The sequence below is a fragment of the Acetobacterium bakii genome, assembly GCF_001263355.1.
Lineage (GTDB): Bacteria > Bacillota > Clostridia > Eubacteriales > Eubacteriaceae > Acetobacterium > Acetobacterium bakii.
On the sequence record NZ_LGYO01000013.1, the window covers coordinates 1 to 16,159 of the forward strand.

Below are 16,159 nucleotides of genomic sequence, written 5' to 3' on the forward strand. Positions count from 1 at the left end.
AATTTAGGTTGGGAACTTGGTGTTTTAGGAAAAAAAGTATTATTAGTTGACTTGGATTCCCAAGGAAATTTGACGATGCAGGCAGGTATTCTCAGACATGATGAATTAAATATGACAATCTCTACATTGATGACAAATTCTATATTTGATGAAAATCTTCCCAATTCAGAAGATGTAATTATTCATAAGGAAATGATTGATCTTCTTCCTTCCAATATCGATTTATCAGACGTCGACAGGCATTTAATCAATGCAACCATGAGAGAGTTTGTCTTGAAAGGAATATTGGATGAATTTAAAGCTTATTATGATTATATTTTAATTGACTGTATGCCTACACTGGGAATATTGCCAATTAATGCGTTGGCAGTAGCAGATACGGTTATCATCCCTTGTGCTCCTGAACTTTGGGGAATTAAAGGAATTGAAGCAATATATAACACGATTAAAACTGTCAAAAAGAAGAATATCAATCGAAAATTAGTGATTGGTGGAATATTAATTACTAAGTATACGCCAAAATTAAAATCAACCCAAGAAATGGAAAATATTATCATGGAGGTTTTTGGGGAACGAATCAATATTTTTGAATCTAAGATACCTTCGTTATCGAAGGTTGCGGATGCAGGAAAATTATCCTTGAGTGTCAGAGAACTGCACGATAAATTCACGACTAAAAAAGATAGAGAAAGTTTAATAAAAGCTGTTGATGCATATCATAATGTTGCTTGTGAAATAATCAATAAATAGGTGGAATAAGTGGATACTCAAATAAGAAGAGAAGGTTTATTTAACATCATTGACGATGAGATTGACAATGGATTAATCATGATTGAAACAGATCGCCTGATTGGATTTGGTGATCATATTTTTGCACCTTATCCGGAAGTGGATATGCTAGAATTGATGAAAAGCATTGAAATTAGAGGTCTTTTGACACCAATTATCATCAGGGATCATCCAATTAAAAACGGTATGTTTGAAATACTTGCCGGTCATAATCGAGTAACTGCTTGCAATCGATTGGGCATTGGTGCAATACATGCGCGAATTATGGATAATGTTTCAGATAATGAAGCCAAGCTAATTGTTATTGAAACAAATCTCTTTCAGCGAAATATGGAAGATTTTAAGCTATCTCATCGTGCGAGAATTATTGCTGAGTGGCATGCTCTAATGAAAAAACAAGGATTAAGAACGGATCTATTGAAAGAAATTGAAAACATTGATGTCAATCCAGGTGACAAAGGTGAAGAAAAGCCATTTCATCTAGGGAAATCTCAAATATGGAATTATGTTAAGATTAACGATTGTTTATCAGATGGTTTAAAGGATTTGATGGATGTTGGGAAATTACCCATTAAATCAGCAGTTGAATTAAGCTATTTGGAGCAAGAAGATCAAGAACTAGTTAGAAATTTTATTTTTGATGGTAATAGAATTTCAGATGCAAAAGCCAAAGCAATTAAAAAAATGGCTATGGAAAGAGGGTTAACAAAGGAATCTCTGAAAAAACTAATATTGCCTAAAGAAAAAGATAAAAAGAAAGAGTTTATGATTCCAAATGATCTTTTGGATAAATATTTTGATAATACGGAAGAATATGAAATCAGAAATATTTTAGAGCTGGCCTTATCTGTTTATTTTGAAAACAGAGGTTAATATTCTAACAATAATTAATTAGAAGCTCAGGTGATAGTTGAATACTTAAGTCTCGTTTTAACTTCTTCCACTCAGTGGAAGAAGTTAAAACGAAGAAAATATAAAGGAGGGGTATGATATCGAATAGATATCATACAACAAAAAAATGGCAAAATTAATTTGGGAAAAAGAATCAGGAACAAGATACTTTCAAGACGATTTATTAAAGTATAAGTGCTATGGTTGTGAAAAAGAGTTTATTGTGGGACGGAATCATAAAGAAACGTCAGAACAGTTAATCTGTCCCTATTGTGGTCAAGCCAAAGCTCTGGATGAAATATCAGAGTGTGGAGGGGAATGTCTGGAAGAACTTGAATTAGGTTGCTTCGGGATATATTTTACAATTGATAAGAATGGAGAACCGGTTACACAGCCAATTGATCTGTTTGAAAAAGAACTGTTCTTTAATCGAGAAAGCATGACTGAAGAAGAAAGAAATACCCTAAATGTCAAAATAGTGAAGCAGATTAATTAGGATGAATTCGAACAAGTCGATACTCAGAATTTTTCCAAAAAAAACCAGTTATACTCCGGAAGATCGGCTAGCCTATTATCCGGAGGGGATTATCCAGGCACCGATGTTTTCACTGTTTCCAAAGTTTGATGAAATACACATATCCTGTTCCTTTACCTGGGATAAAGATTATTGCATTAAACTTCAGGAACAATATCAGGCTTTCACGGATCAGCCAGTAAAAGTTGGGGGTCCGGCCTTTGTAAGTGTAGCGAAAGAATTTACACCCGGTTTGTATCTCAAGCCGAATATTGTTTTTACCAGCAGGGGGTGTAATAATCAATGCCCCTGGTGCATCGTTCCAAAAATTGAAGGCCGACTAAAAGAATTACCTATTTGTCCTGGAAACATTATCCAGGACAATAATTTTTTACAGACAAACAGGAAACACAAAGATAAAGTTTTTGAAATGCTGCGGGCACAACGTCGAATTCAATTCAAAGGCGGGCTGCAACCGAACCTGATTGACGATCACTTTATTGAAAATATCAGAAGTCTGAAGATTGATGAATTATGGTTGGCCTGTGACACGGATCAATCGTTGCCGGCGTTCAAAAAGGCATGTCAAATGTTAGTTAAAGGAGGTTTTAACCGAGAAAAGATCAAGTGCTATGTTCTGATCGGTGATGATATGGAAGCCAATGAAAACAGACTACAGGAAGTCTATCAAACCGGAGCCATGCCATTTGCCCAGTTACTAAGAGACTTCACATCATGTAAAACAGAGTATACAAAAGTATGGAATGCGTTTGCCAGGCAATGGCAGCGACCTGCTTCCATCAATGCTCACATGAAAAGAGGTACACAATTCAAAGACTATTCAACATAATATTCTGTTTCCTCGGGAAACAGGATTCATTGAACCCAGGAAGGGTTCTTTTTAATTTAAAAAAGAAAGGAAATAAAAAATGGCGGATTATACTGAGGCGTCAGTTTACGCAAGAATAGAAATTAACCGACTTATTGATTTTAAAGATCATATTTTTGCAAAATACGATGAAAGTAAAATGAAAAGTATGATGGAGTCCATTGAAGATTATGGCGTGAGAGAACCCATCTTAGTGCGTCCGCATAATGAGTTTGAAGGAATGTTTGAAATCATAGCCGGTCATAATCGAGTAGATGCTTGTAAAAGATTGGGGAAAACAGATATCCATACAATTGTTTATCATGATTTAAAAGATGATAGTGATGCTGAACTAATGCTCATTGAAACGAACATCAAACAGCGAAATCTGAGTGATTTTAAAATTTCAGAAAAAGCGAGAATTGTGGCCCGACGGCATGAACTTATGAAAACGCAAGAAAAAAGAAAAGCCCAATTGTCAGAAATAGATCAAGCTAAATTCAGTGAATTGGAAAAAGAGAATCCATTTAGTATTGGAACTCGACAGATTTTTTATTATGTTCAGATACATGAGAATCTGACAGCAGGACTCAAGAGCCTTTGCGATGCTGGAAAACTTAGTCTTAAAGCAGCTGTTGAATTATCCTATATTGCGGATAATGATCAGGATGTGGTAAGGTCGTTTATGCTGGAAGGAAATAAAATATCTCAACAAAAGGCAAATATAATTAGAAAAAAAGCAGAGAGCGCTCAAATTACGAAGGATGTTCTGAATGAAATATTTTCTTCGAAAGTAAAAAAGAAGACAGAAAAAACGTATAAAATATCAAGTGAAATCATCGAAAAATATTTTGAGAAAGATGGCGATGAAGATGAAGATGATATACAATTAACCATTGCAATGGCTCTTGAACACTATTTTTCCAAAGACAGTTAAATGGCAGTTTTTAAGATCATTAAATTTAAAAATAGTCAAACCAGGTCAGGTATGAAAAACTGCATTGATTATGTTAAGAAAATGGAAGACGAGAATCATCTTGTTTCTACAATCAACTGTTCATCCGATAGTGCATACGAAGAATTTTTACTCACTAAGAACATGTATCATAAAGAAAACGGACGCCTTTATATCCATGCCGAGCAGAGCTTTCCCCCAGGGATAAGCTGTGATCCTCAGCTACTTCATGATATTGGGCGCCGACTTATCGAAGAAACCGACATTTTTAAGGGTTTCCAGGTTGTGATCGGTACCCATACAGATTGTGATCATGTTCATAATCATTTCTGTATCAATTCAGTGAATGCCGAAACCGGGGCAAAGTGGCATATCAGCAAAGCGGATCTGGAAGATATTAAAATAAAATCTTTGGAACTGTGCCGTGAGGAAAATATTGCGATCTGGTGGGATAAGAAGAACAGCGCCGGGAAGGAAGTCCTTCACGAGCAGAGTGATGATAAGCTGCATACCGTCAAACAGGGAGAATATGAAAAGCAAAAGCAAGGACAAAGCTGGAAGTTTGAATTATTTCTGGCAGTCAAAGAGTGCACTAAACATTCTTTCAGTCAGGAAGAATTTATATCAAACATGGGAAAGCTTGGTTATGAGACACAATGGGATCAACATAAGCACATCACCTTTACAACTCCCGAAGGAAAGAAGTGCAGAAACAATAAACTTTATCCGCCAGAACGATTTACTAAAGAAAATTTACTAAAGCAGTTTGAGAATAATTGCGAACGAAGAAGTGAGCGCACCAGGAGAATACACCAGAAAGAAATGGATGATTTTGTGAAAAATGCAAGTACCGTGCTCACGGCTTTGAAAACCGGTAAGAGTAATGGAAGTAACTACTATCCCTTAACGCACATGAAAAAGAAACTGGAGGGGGAAGCACTGAGAGAGAAGATGAAGCAGAAAGAAAATAGTAGTTACGATTGGGAACAGGAAATGTAATGATGTTTCCCGAGGAAACAAGGAGTGTCTTCAAAAGAAATATAATTGAATATAAATAAATCGCAAAAAAGTGCACCCGGTGCAGTAGCAAAATGAGACAGATGCACTGGATCAAAAAGTGCACCGGGTGCAGTAGCAAAACGAAACAGATGCACTGGATCAAAAAGTGCACCCGGTGCAGTAGTAGAACGAGACAGCTGCGCTGGATCAAAAAACGCACCCGGTGCGTAAACGGAACATGAAAAATGGGACAAGGTAAAAGCACACAGAAAAGAAGTTAAAATTAATTCACAAGGAGAGTAAAAATTATGAAAAGCAGTAAGGGCAGATCATTTGATCAAATGCTGTTTAATAAGAAACCTAAAAAAACATGGGGCCAAAAAGTTGCGGATACAGTCATGGAATCGACCGATGAAGAGATCGAAGAAGCCATTGTTTGCGAAGTTGAGGATGATCAGCAATCAGACGATCGTCATTTATACCAGGAAAAGATTGATCAGGCAGAAATGGCAGAGTATGACACACCAGTAGCTGCTGTAAAAGAAAAGGAAGAATTAAAAATTCAAAAGAACAGTGAGATACCAAAAGAAAATAATATGATTCAGGCCAAGCAAAAAGATATTACAACGCTGGAGAAAATAATCACTCAGCTGCAAACAGATATAGAAGAAAAAGAAGCTGAAAATAACCGGATTAAATTTCATAACAGCGAAATGAAGGAAATTATCGTGAGTATGGGCTTAACCGGAAAAGTGGAATTACTGGAAAAATTAAAAAATGAAAATAACAAGAAAGATTTTCTCATAAAACAATTTGAAAATAAATTAAAAGACAACAATGCCTATATTGAAAACCTGAAAACCAATTTATTTTCTGGAATTAATCAGTTGTTTGAGCAAAAACCCATGATTGAACTTCAAATTGAAGAAATAAATAATGAAAATATTTCTAAAATTGCCAATGAGAGTGAAGAAGCCATAGAAAATAAGGTTTTAAATTTAAAAAGTGAGGGAAAGAGTCCCCGGCAGATCGCAAGCATCACAAATTTAACCACAATAAGAATTGAAGAAATATTAAAAAAACACGAAAAGCTGAAAAAATATGCCTAGAGGGAGGCCGATCGTGCGCGTATTTTCTTTTTCAATGACCGGGGCGTTACAAATGCCCATTTGTAACGCCCAAAAGACCGGAGTTGAGACGAAGGGCAAGATTCCCGAATGTTTACAGATGGGCGAACGGCCCATCTGAAACATTCAGATCTTGTTTTCTCTTGCCAGAGAAAATGAAGAATGGGGGATACCCCCAAACCCCCGAAAAAGAAAATGACTGTTTCCTCGGGAAACAAGTTTATATGAAAATAATGATGGAGGACAAACAAATGAATGAACTGGTTTTTAAAAATACGTTAGAATTTGCAGATTGGTCTAGTGGCAAAGAAATTTTCAACATGGAATATCTTGGCAGTTTAGATGGACATAAAAGCCAAAACTGTTTCGAAGTGGATATTGAAAAGAATGGTGTTTATTTGATCGGTATCGAAAAAAGCGAAAAGGAACTGTTCTTTAAAAGTGCTGAAGATTTATCAAAATGGACAGAAGTAAATAAAGTAGCAGATCTGATCAACAACGGATTAAGTGATATCTATGTTGGGTTTAATCAATTTGACTGTTTAAAAGACGGTCAGGAGATTCGGATCTACATTGATTCAGTCGCCTGTTCCCTATAAAATTTTGTTTCCTCGGGAAACAGGATGGAGGTGATTCCTATAAAAAAGAAAACATTAAGCAGCTTGCGCCTGGAAAAAAGGTTGTCCCAGGAAGCCCTGTCAACGATGATCGGCGTGGCGAGAAAGAAAATCTATCATTACGAAAATGGATTGACGCTACCCAGTGATGAAATGAAACAGCAGCTTTGTCTGATTTTTCACCTTGATCTGGAAGACCTGGAAGACATTATCGAAAATACGGTGGATGCTGCCAAAGAAAAAACGCGAACCTATCCCTGTACTATATCATTTCGCTGTACAGAGGATATGTATTTAAAAATAGAAGCAAATGCAAAGCTGGCCAATATGACCGTCGGCCAGTATGTGAGAGAAACCTATCACGGTGGACAGCTTGTTGTTTTGGATGGACTTAGAGAATTTTTAAGCGATCTTAAAAAAATCGGGACGAACCTGAATCAACTGACCGCCTTATGTCACATGGGAAAGATCACTGCACCGGACTTAAAATCAATACAAAAGACAATGAATGAGATTTTTATCAAGCTGAATCGAATGATCAGCAAATGATATGAGTTTTTTTTATTGAATGGGTTAATTCGTGTTTCCTCAGGAAACAGATTTAAAATAAATTCAAGGAGAAGATGATGAACAAAGTTATTTTAGTCGGAAGGCTAACCAGAGCGCCGGAGGTCAAGAACACGACAACCGGTAAGGCGGTGGCGACCTTCACCCTTGCGGTGGATCGTCGCTTTAAAAATAAAGATGGACAGAAAGAAGCCGATTTCGTACCCATCGTGGTATGGGGGAAGCAGGCCGAGTTTGCAGGACAATATTTAGGCAAGGGTAGTCAAATTGGTGCATCCGGAAGATTACAGGTGCGCAGCTATGATGGCCAGGATGGTCAACGCCGGTATGTAACAGAAGTGGTTGCGGACGAGATTAAGTTCCTGTCTTCCAAACCAAATAATAATAACGGAAATAACCACGGCGATCCACCGCCTGAACCCATGGGAATCGATGAAGACTTTCATTTAATGGCTGATGACGATGAGATCCCTTATTAAAATGAGAATGACTTTAGACATAATGCTGATCAATACAGAAACTTACCTAAACAGACATTACAGATAATGATCTGTTTTTTTTATGCAAATACTCAAAGCTGTTTCCTCGGGAAACAAAATTAAAGGAGGATAATCGGCATGAAGTTGGTTTATGTGTGTTCGCCACTAAAGGCAAACGAAGAAAGAAACATGGCAGAAAATTTAAAACAGGCGGTTGAGTGGTGCAGACAAGCGAGTGAACAGGGCGTTTTACCACTGGCTCCCCACACCATTTTCACCCAATACCTGGATGATACCATCCCGAGTGATCGGGAAAAGGGACTGTTAATGGGAATTGAACTGCTAAAGCAGTGCAAAGAAGTATGGGTTCATGGGAACATCTTGTCCCAGGGAATGGTTAATGAAATTATCATGGCGAAAACCCTGAACAAACCCGTCATTGCCAAGGACATGGATCGGGAAACCTACAAAGATCTGATGGCCTATCAGGGTGTTTTTAAAGAAGCATTTTCTGATGAACAGTGGGAAATGTTGTGCTTTGGGTTGGATGAGGGACTGGATGTTTCAAGCTATGCCAACTCCAGTATAGCAGCAAGTTGTATGATGGATCGGATACACCAGTTAAAAAATGGGCCGGATAATGACCCGAATATTATTGATATTTCAGAGATGAAACGCTATGAACCGGAAGCAGACTGTGAGGATGAATGGGAACAGGAAGCTTAAACCTGTTTCCTCGGGAAACAGGTCTACCGAAAGGAGCCGATAATGGGACGTTTGCCAGATGATGTGTTTGAAAAAATAACGCAGATCAGTATCATTGACTATGCGTTAAGTAATGGATATGAATTGCTTAAAATCGGGAATCAAGTCAAAATAAAAAATGAAGGTGGACTTTTTATTGATCCGGATTTAAACCGGTGGAAGTGTTTGTCTGATGATTCCAAAGCCGCCGGTGGTGGGATTATCCAGTTTGTGATGTATATGAAAGAGAAAAGCAAGGGCGACGTCATTCATGAATTGGCAGCCTTTATCAATCATCATCCGGAACCCAGCGAAGTCGCAAAGGACTATATCAAAAAAGCAAAAGATTATGCCAAAACCAATAACGGAAAATTTGAACCGCCAGAAAAGGCGATGAATTATCGACGGATTTTTGCATACCTGATCAAGACTCGCTGCATTGATCCGGAAGTGGTGAATTACTATATCAAGCATCACAAAATCTATGAAGATAAAAATCATAACTGTGCCTTTTGCGGCTTTGATGAAAAGGGTTTAATTAAAAGTATTTCATTAAGGGGAACATATGACGTACCTGACAAGGATGCGTTTAAGGGGATCGTAAAAAATTCAGATAAGAGTTATCCTTTTACGCACCAGGGAAAAGGGAATCGGGTTCTGGTGTTCGAAGCACCCATTGACATGTTGTCCTATCAAACCATCAAACGAAAAATTGGCGATATTAATCAGAATAAGGATCACTACATCGCATTAAACGGGGTAGCCCACATTGGATTGGTGCATTATCTGAAGACACACCCTGATATTGAGAATATTGTGATGTGTTTGGATAATGATGAACCGGGACAAGATAATACCCTATCATTGATTAACGCAGTTGAAGAATTACACCCCGGGAAATACAATTTTGATCTGAAACTGCCAACCGAACCCCATAAAGACTGGAATGAAGTGCTCAAAAACATTCACCAGGAGCGTGAAAAGGCAGTTGTTCGGGAGGACGATCCGGAAGACGAGTGGGAACAGGAAGCTTGAAGGAATTCTGTTTCCCCGGGAAACAGGAAAGAATTCGACTAAAAGGTTGAAAATCGTGTTTCCTCGGGAAACAAACGGATGAAGAAAGGACGGAGAAAGATGATATATTTCGATACCAGTTAAAGGGGGATTGAAAAATAAAGTGAAGGAGGAGTGATTGAAAATAAAAAAGTTAACATTAATAATGATGTTTGGGTTGATGGTGGTGATTACCAGTGGCTGTTTTGCAACAGATCTGTTTAAAACACCCGCAGTATCCGGTGACTGGTATCACAAAGACAGTAATACTTATATTGCTTTAAGCGATGATGGAACATTTACCATGGGTTATGGAAAAGGCAACGCCAACACTGGTGGAACCTATGATTATGACAAGAAAGAAATAACCTTGCATTTGGAATACACCGTATCAGCTGAAGGGAAAAAGGAGGATTGGGACACTAACAGCACGATCGGCAGTGGGGGAAAAATAGTAATGCCCTACGAACTCAGAAATGATGAAACCATGAAAATTAAATCCGAAGGAGGAAACCTGACCTACACAAAAATAGGCGGGGAACCAATCGAAACCACAACAGAGAATCTCATCGGCTCCTGGAAATATGAAAAAGGGGGTTTGCAGTTAGCGCTTTCCCAGGATGGAACTTATCGCATCACAGAAGATCATGGATCCCAGGATCAAACGGCAAGTGCCGAAGATCAGGGAACCTACACCTTTGAGAATGGTGTGCTCACCTTAAACAATGGGAGTAACATAAGACTGTTCAAGACCGAACTGGTCATGGCGGATCGTTTGTGCATGGAGAATGAAACCGGGACCTTCTTTTATACCCGGATCGTGAAATAAGGAGGGATGAGTTGACGCTGAAAATAATTCGCGCGGGGATGGCAGTGGCCATATTTGTGATTCTAGGCATTGGGTTTTTGTTTTTAATTCGAGAAATTGATGGTTTAATGACCGGACAGGGGCTTTTGTCCTACAATGTGCCGTTACAAACCGTCTTGGATGTTGTCCTGAATAATGAACGAACAAAAAAAATGTACTTACTCAGTTTGGCCTTTGCCTTTTCCATGGCATTGGTTTTTTTAATTGGACAGAATAAAAGCTACAAGAGCGAACTCAATTGCATTACCCCAGACATTGAAACACCCAAGCCAGCCGGACAGAATCAGCATGGCTCAGCACGCTGGCTGGACAAGAAAAAGAAGGACCAGGCATTTGATTACGTGGTCATTCACAAACACAACCCCTTTATTCAATTCTTATTAAAGAGTGGGAGAGCAGAAAGAAAGCAGATAAAAAAAGGGCATTATTGGGTTGATGAAACGGTCATGGAGAATAAAAAACCATTTAAAATGGGCGGTTTGGTGTTAGGAAAAGACAAGCAATTGATGGGAAATGAAAAAATTTATTTCATCGGGGAGGACGTTCACGGGTTAATCATTGGCGCCACACGATGTGGCAAAGGCAGAACCCTGGTACTCCAAACCATTGGCGTATTGGCAATGGCGAAAGAATCCTCCATTGTCTGTGACCCGAAAGGAGAGAACCATGATTACACAGCGCATTTTTTAAGAAAATGCGGCATTGATGTTTTTACCCTGGATTTTAAAGATCCCCTGAAAAGCAATCACTATAACTTCCTGCAATCCATCATCGATGCAGTGGCAGAAGGGAATCTATCCCAGGCCATTGACTATGTCTGGGATATTACCGGAGCGCTGGTGGGGGAAGCCAAGGGTGAGAAGTTATGGAGTAACGGGGAAGCCAGTATTATCGCCAGCTGCATTATGATTGTGGTGTTTGAAAATATGGATAATCCGGCGTATCAGAATCTAACCAACGTCTTCTATTTTATTGCGGAAATGTGTAAGGCACCGAAGCAGGGTGAAGAAATGGCACTGGCTCGCTATATGAAACAGTTAAAGGTAAAAAATCCAACCCATCCCGCGGTCGGACTGGTGGCCATATCGGATATTGCTCCATCCAAGACCCGGGGAAGCTTTTACACCAGTGCACTGACAACGCTAAGGCTTTTTACCAATCCACTGATTTATGAAATGACAAAAACAACAGACTTTCGGGCCCGGGATATTGGCACTAAACCTACCACAGTGTTTATGATTCTGCCGGATGGCAAAACTACCTATTACTCGTTAGCTTCGCTGTTCTGTACCCAAGTTTACAGTGGGTTGTCTGATTTTGCGGACAAGCTGGGCGGGCGGTTGCCGATCCGGGTGAATTACGTCCTGGATGAGTTTGGTAACTTCACCAAGATCCCGGAATTTGCAGGCCAACTTTCAGTTGGTGGCGGTCGTGGGATTCGCTTTAATCTATTTTTACAGTCATTGGCGCAGTTGGAAGAAAAATACGGACGGGAGATTGCCCGGATCATTCGCAGTAACTGTGAAACCTGGATTTATCTTCAGGCGGAGGATCTGGAAACCCAAAAAGAGGTTTCTGAACGACTGGGGAAATATACCACCACATCCTATTCCCTGTCATCATCTCAGCAGCACTATACATCAAATGCCAGTCAGTCCGTGAATCTGGTCGGACGTGAGCTGCTAACCCCGAATGAAGTCAGTCGCATCAGGCGGCCCTACAATCTGGTAACCAGCCGCAACGATCCGGTAATTATGACTTCACCGGATCTTTCCAAGTGGTTATTCAATGATTTCTATGGGTTGGGAAGCAAAGAGCATAATAATAAGTTGCGGATGATTCGCAGCGATGCCAGAAAGACGCACCAGGAAGAAGGCATTATCTTGTGGGGGATCTGGAAAAAATATCAATAGAGCTTCAGATAAATGAATGGTTCATGATGAAAGGAGGTGAAGGGATTGACTGGATTTGTTTGGGTAACAGGATTAGTTAGATTGATGTCGGATGCTTCAACGGCACTGTATATCATTTTACCGTTAATGGCGATATTGGTTGTTATTTGGAATATTGTACAGTATTTTCATGCCGATGATCATGAAAAAGCGAATTTTAAGAAAAACATTAAATACACAGTGATTGCGTTGATTGTCGGGATGACCGCCAATGGTTTTATAAACCTTTTGTTGGGTTATTTTCCAAGTTAAAGAAGCAAAAAGAAAAGCCTATTTTATAAATTAAAGGAGAGAAACATGGCACTTAAAATGTTAAAAGAAAAAGTATCGGACACGGTTGTATTGATTCATGCGCGTTTAACCCAGGTAAAGACGGATAAAGGCTCAGTCACCGAATATGCGGGACTGATTATTGTGGGTCTGGTGGTCGTTGGCGTCGTACTCTTTGGCTACCGGAATATCATCACCACCGATGTTTTACCAGCGCTTAAAACCAATATTTTAAATCTATTTACCAAAGTACCTACAGCCTAAAAGAGCAATGATGTCATAAACGGGAACGGTGAGGGCGTTGGTTGTCGGGATTTTAGTTGCTTTCAAAGTAAAAAGGAAAAAGCAAAGGTCTATTTTATTAATTAAAGGAGAAAAACATGGCACTTAAAATGTTAAAAGGAAAAGTATCAAACACGGTCGTATTGATTCATGCGCGTTTAGCCAAGGTAAAGACGGATAAAGGCTCAGTCACTGAATATGCGGGACTGATTATTGTCGGTTTGGTGGTCGTTGGCGTCATACTCTTTGGTTACCGGGGGATCATCATAACCGACGTTTTACCAGCGCTTAAAACCAATATTACAAATCTATTTTCCAATGTACCCACATCCTAAAAGAAAATGCCGGAACGAACGGAAGCGATCCGTTCGTTTCGACCGGGATTAAAGGAGGAGCGGGATGTATTCAATTTTCAAGAACTTTATATTTGATGCCGTCAACAATAGCGGCATTGTAACCGGGAGTATCAAAACCCTGGCAGAACATGTTTTTTATATCGAACAGTGGATTGGTGATGCTTCGGGTTTGGATTTTACCGCGTCACTGACCCATATTTTCTATCAATTGGCTTTGTTGCTGCTGGCCATCAAGTTTACCAAAAATGGGTTTGAAACCTACATCACCTGGACCGGTGGCGATCCGGATTCAGACCCCTGGGCGATGCTGCAACGAACGGTGAAAGCAGTTGTGTTAATCGTCGCCTTTCCGGTGCTTTATGATATCTTTGCCCGGGTTTGTACCGGGGTGCTCTATGAGATTCTCAACAGCATGAATACCAAATTTTTATTCGATGATAACTTTAGCAAAACTCTGACGGAAGCGAATATTGGACCTTTTGCACTCGGCATTTTTTACATCGGGGTGCTGGTGCTTTATTTTCAGATGGTGGGACGGGGGATCCAAATGTGGATGATGCAGATCGGCTTTCCGCTGGCCTGTGTGGGACTCATTGAAAGTGATAACGGCGTGTTTGCACCGTTTATGATGACCTTTTTTAAAGCCGGGGTGACAACCGTTGTCCAACTATCTTTGTTGTCACTGTCCTATATTTTAATGGCTACCGGTGATTTTATTATTGGTTTTGGGACCTTGACTGCCGGAATTGCGACCCCGGCCTTATTACAGCAGTTTATGGTGCATTCCGGGAATGCGAATTTATCCGGGAAAGCACTGACCATTGCCCGGGTGACAGAAGTGGCGGTGAGAGCCGTTAAATAAAAGACGAAAGGAATAACATGGAGACAATTGATTATTTTAAAGATTTGAACAGTCTCTACACAATGCTGTTAATGGGAATCAATGCCGGGGTGATCTTTCGGGTGGTCTTTTGCATCACGCATATGATTCACTCACCCGATGAACGGGGTGTTTATATGAGACGCATCCGAAACATACTGATCTTCTGTATTATGGCCAATACGATCATCCCGTTTCGGGAGGTGATCCTTTCATACATCATACGATAAATCTGTTTCCCCGGGAAACAGGAAAAGGAGGTAATAATGGAGAACCATGATGAGCTTTATATTCCCAAAGGAATTAAATCCAGTCGGGTGTTTATGGAAGGGATGGAAGTACGCGAAGTCTTTCTCCTGGGTGTGGTGTTGTGCGTCACGCTCATTGGATGTGCCCTTTACTACAGTATTACAAAAGACCCCATCGGCACGTTTTTCGGATTCTTAGGGGTGATGCTATCGGCCTATCTGATGCTCAAAAAAAGCGAGAACGATAATCAGTCGTTTCTTGATTTGGTCCAGCACATCTTAAGGTACTATCAGGGACAAAAGCACTATGCCTACATCCGCTTAAACGAGTGGGAGTAGATTGATGTTTATAGCAGCGATCAGCTTTATGTGTGTGCTCGGATTTTGGTTTTTGATGGGTATGGTATTAAAAATTCAGTGTAAAAAGGCGTCTTTTCCCAATGCATTTTTTTGGGCAACGCCTTTTCTATTTACTTTACTGGTTCTGGATAATCCGGTGACACTGTTGCGAACCGGATTATTTATATGTTTGATGTTTTACATCGGATACTTTGATGTTAAAACCCAAACCATTCCCCGGTTTGTCCATCCCCTGATTCTGCTTGTCGGGTGCATCGGCGCAAATTATGGGTGGCTGGTCGACCAGGCAATTCCCGGGATGCTCGTCATCGGTTTGCCGATGTACAGCATCTATTGGGTCTTAAAACGAACCATGCATTATAAAGATGCAATTGGTTTAGGTGATATTCGATTAATGACGGTGTGTGGCTTTTATCTGGGCCTGACGGTGGGACTGTTTGGACTGATTTTAGGTTTAATCTTTGCCATCGTCTGGTCAATCAGTAAACGGCTGAAACGGGATGAAGCCTTTGCGTTTGGTCCGTTTCTATGTACGGGTTTTATACTGGCATTAATGTTTAGTGAAAGGATGGTGTTTTTTTGAAAAATGGAGGAAAGATGCTCATCGGCTTTTTTTGTGTCGTTTTTTGCCTTTTGTTTGCCTTTGTCATTGTGCCAATGGGTACGGGATTAATAGGTAAGACAACGGAAATCGTCAGGGTGAAGGATACAATCCGAGTGGGTGATCAAATAAGTAATAAAAATGTGGAGGTTGTGGAGGTCAGCGGGTACAACTTGCCGGCGAACGTCACCAAAAAACTTGATCAGGTGGATGGCAAATACTCCATGGCCAAACTGGAACCTGGGGATTATGTCCTGGAAAGTAAATTGGTAAGCGATATGATCACCAGTGGCAATTACATGAGTTCATTGGATGGATCAAAACAGATTATATCCGTCACCATTAAAGAATTTGCCAACGGGATTTCAGGAAAGCTGATGCCCGGGGATGTGGTAATGGTTTTGAACAATGCCGAAGCAGCCAACAATCGCAGTACCGCCTATCCGGAACTCCAATATGTGAAGGTATTGGCAGTTACCGCCCAAACCGGGGTGGATATGGGCGGTGAGAAAGTATCGGATGATACAGAGCTGCCGGCGACGGTGACCCTGTTGGTTAATAAAACCCAGACACAACTGTTGACCGGCCTTGAAAAAAGCGGCAATATTATTTTTGCGCTGGTTTATCGTGGGGATGAAGACACCGCAAATCAATTTTTGCAAAAACAGGAGGAAGTATTTAAAGCCGGCGGTTTTTAAGTTGTTTCCTCAGGAAACAAAATAATCAGAAAAAGGAGACG

The 16,159-nt window shown here is 40.0% G+C and carries 23 protein-coding genes; all 23 read left to right on the top strand.

Annotation, left to right across the window (positions count from 1 at the left end):
* Positions 1 to 750, top strand: a 750-nt coding sequence (locus AKG39_RS06365; protein ID WP_050739545.1) for a ParA family protein, incomplete at its 5' end; no start/stop codon positions are given.
* Between the two features lie 9 nt (positions 751 to 759).
* A complete protein-coding gene (locus AKG39_RS06370; RefSeq protein ID WP_050739546.1) occupies positions 760 to 1,662 on the top strand; it encodes a ParB/RepB/Spo0J family partition protein in 903 nt (300 codons plus the stop codon).
* Positions 1,663 to 1,807: 145 nt separating this feature from the next.
* Positions 1,808 to 2,176, top strand: coding sequence for a hypothetical protein (locus AKG39_RS06375; RefSeq protein ID WP_050739547.1), 369 nt, complete (start codon positions 1,808 to 1,810; stop codon positions 2,174 to 2,176).
* Between the two features lies 1 nt (position 2,177).
* On the top strand, positions 2,178 to 3,044 hold the full coding sequence (locus AKG39_RS06380; protein WP_050739548.1) for a radical SAM protein: 867 nt from the start codon (positions 2,178 to 2,180) through the stop codon (positions 3,042 to 3,044).
* Positions 3,045 to 3,123: 79 nt separating this feature from the next.
* Positions 3,124 to 3,999 carry a ParB/RepB/Spo0J family partition protein gene (locus AKG39_RS06385; protein WP_050739549.1) on the top strand — a complete coding sequence of 292 codons (876 nt, stop codon included), beginning with the start codon at positions 3,124 to 3,126 and terminating at the stop codon, positions 3,997 to 3,999.
* A complete protein-coding gene (locus tag AKG39_RS06390; RefSeq protein WP_050739550.1) occupies positions 4,000 to 5,016 on the top strand; it encodes a relaxase/mobilization nuclease domain-containing protein in 1,017 nt (338 codons plus the stop codon).
* A 308-nt stretch (positions 5,017 to 5,324) separates the two neighbouring features.
* Positions 5,325 to 6,125 (top strand): hypothetical protein, encoded by an 801-nt coding sequence (locus AKG39_RS06395; protein WP_050739551.1) that lies wholly within the window; start codon positions 5,325 to 5,327, stop codon positions 6,123 to 6,125.
* A gap of 13 nt (positions 6,126 to 6,138) precedes the next feature.
* Positions 6,139 to 6,264 carry a hypothetical protein gene (locus AKG39_RS20660; protein ID WP_278277925.1) on the top strand — a complete coding sequence of 42 codons (126 nt, stop codon included), beginning with the start codon at positions 6,139 to 6,141 and terminating at the stop codon, positions 6,262 to 6,264.
* A gap of 130 nt (positions 6,265 to 6,394) precedes the next feature.
* Positions 6,395 to 6,742, top strand: a complete 348-nt coding sequence (locus tag AKG39_RS06400) for a hypothetical protein (protein WP_126981255.1) — start codon at positions 6,395 to 6,397, stop codon at positions 6,740 to 6,742.
* Positions 6,743 to 6,766: 24 nt separating this feature from the next.
* The gene (locus AKG39_RS06405; protein WP_050739553.1) at positions 6,767 to 7,309 is read left to right on the top strand and encodes a plasmid mobilization protein; all 543 of its coding nucleotides are present in this window, start codon (positions 6,767 to 6,769) and stop codon (positions 7,307 to 7,309) included.
* A gap of 77 nt (positions 7,310 to 7,386) precedes the next feature.
* A complete protein-coding gene (locus tag AKG39_RS06410; protein ID WP_050739554.1) occupies positions 7,387 to 7,806 on the top strand; it encodes a single-stranded DNA-binding protein in 420 nt (139 codons plus the stop codon).
* Between the two features lie 138 nt (positions 7,807 to 7,944).
* On the top strand, positions 7,945 to 8,532 hold the full coding sequence (locus tag AKG39_RS06415) for a DUF7768 domain-containing protein (RefSeq protein WP_050739555.1): 588 nt from the start codon (positions 7,945 to 7,947) through the stop codon (positions 8,530 to 8,532).
* Positions 8,533 to 8,574: 42 nt separating this feature from the next.
* A complete protein-coding gene (locus AKG39_RS06420) occupies positions 8,575 to 9,585 on the top strand; it encodes a DUF3991 and TOPRIM domain-containing protein (protein ID WP_050739556.1) in 1,011 nt (336 codons plus the stop codon).
* A gap of 157 nt (positions 9,586 to 9,742) precedes the next feature.
* The gene (locus AKG39_RS06425; protein WP_050739557.1) at positions 9,743 to 10,432 is read left to right on the top strand and encodes a hypothetical protein; all 690 of its coding nucleotides are present in this window, start codon (positions 9,743 to 9,745) and stop codon (positions 10,430 to 10,432) included.
* A gap of 11 nt (positions 10,433 to 10,443) precedes the next feature.
* Positions 10,444 to 12,384 carry a VirD4-like conjugal transfer protein, CD1115 family gene (locus tag AKG39_RS06430; protein ID WP_242852566.1) on the top strand — a complete coding sequence of 647 codons (1,941 nt, stop codon included), beginning with the start codon at positions 10,444 to 10,446 and terminating at the stop codon, positions 12,382 to 12,384.
* Positions 12,385 to 12,429: 45 nt separating this feature from the next.
* The gene (locus AKG39_RS06435) at positions 12,430 to 12,675 is read left to right on the top strand and encodes a pilin (protein WP_050739558.1); all 246 of its coding nucleotides are present in this window, start codon (positions 12,430 to 12,432) and stop codon (positions 12,673 to 12,675) included.
* 45 nt (positions 12,676 to 12,720) lie between these two features.
* On the top strand, positions 12,721 to 12,957 hold the full coding sequence (locus tag AKG39_RS06440; protein ID WP_050739559.1) for a hypothetical protein: 237 nt from the start codon (positions 12,721 to 12,723) through the stop codon (positions 12,955 to 12,957).
* 116 nt (positions 12,958 to 13,073) lie between these two features.
* Entirely contained in the window at positions 13,074 to 13,310 is a 237-nt protein-coding gene (locus AKG39_RS06445; protein ID WP_050739560.1) for a hypothetical protein, read from the top strand.
* A 64-nt stretch (positions 13,311 to 13,374) separates the two neighbouring features.
* Complete coding sequence (locus tag AKG39_RS06450; protein ID WP_050739561.1) at positions 13,375 to 14,193, top strand: conjugal transfer protein TrbL family protein; 819 nt, start codon at positions 13,375 to 13,377, stop codon at positions 14,191 to 14,193.
* A 17-nt stretch (positions 14,194 to 14,210) separates the two neighbouring features.
* Entirely contained in the window at positions 14,211 to 14,441 is a 231-nt protein-coding gene (locus AKG39_RS06455) for a hypothetical protein (RefSeq protein WP_050739562.1), read from the top strand.
* 36 nt (positions 14,442 to 14,477) lie between these two features.
* Positions 14,478 to 14,798, top strand: coding sequence for a hypothetical protein (locus AKG39_RS06460; RefSeq protein WP_050739563.1), 321 nt, complete (start codon positions 14,478 to 14,480; stop codon positions 14,796 to 14,798).
* A 4-nt stretch (positions 14,799 to 14,802) separates the two neighbouring features.
* Positions 14,803 to 15,402 carry a prepilin peptidase gene (locus AKG39_RS06465; RefSeq protein ID WP_050739564.1) on the top strand — a complete coding sequence of 200 codons (600 nt, stop codon included), beginning with the start codon at positions 14,803 to 14,805 and terminating at the stop codon, positions 15,400 to 15,402.
* Positions 15,399 to 16,118: a Flp pilus assembly protein CpaB gene (gene cpaB / locus AKG39_RS06470; RefSeq protein ID WP_050739565.1), complete on the top strand. Its 720-nt coding sequence runs from the start codon at positions 15,399 to 15,401 to the stop codon at positions 16,116 to 16,118. Before AKG39_RS06465 ends, cpaB begins: the two co-directional genes overlap by 4 nt.
* Positions 16,119 to 16,159: the final 41 nt, after the last annotated feature.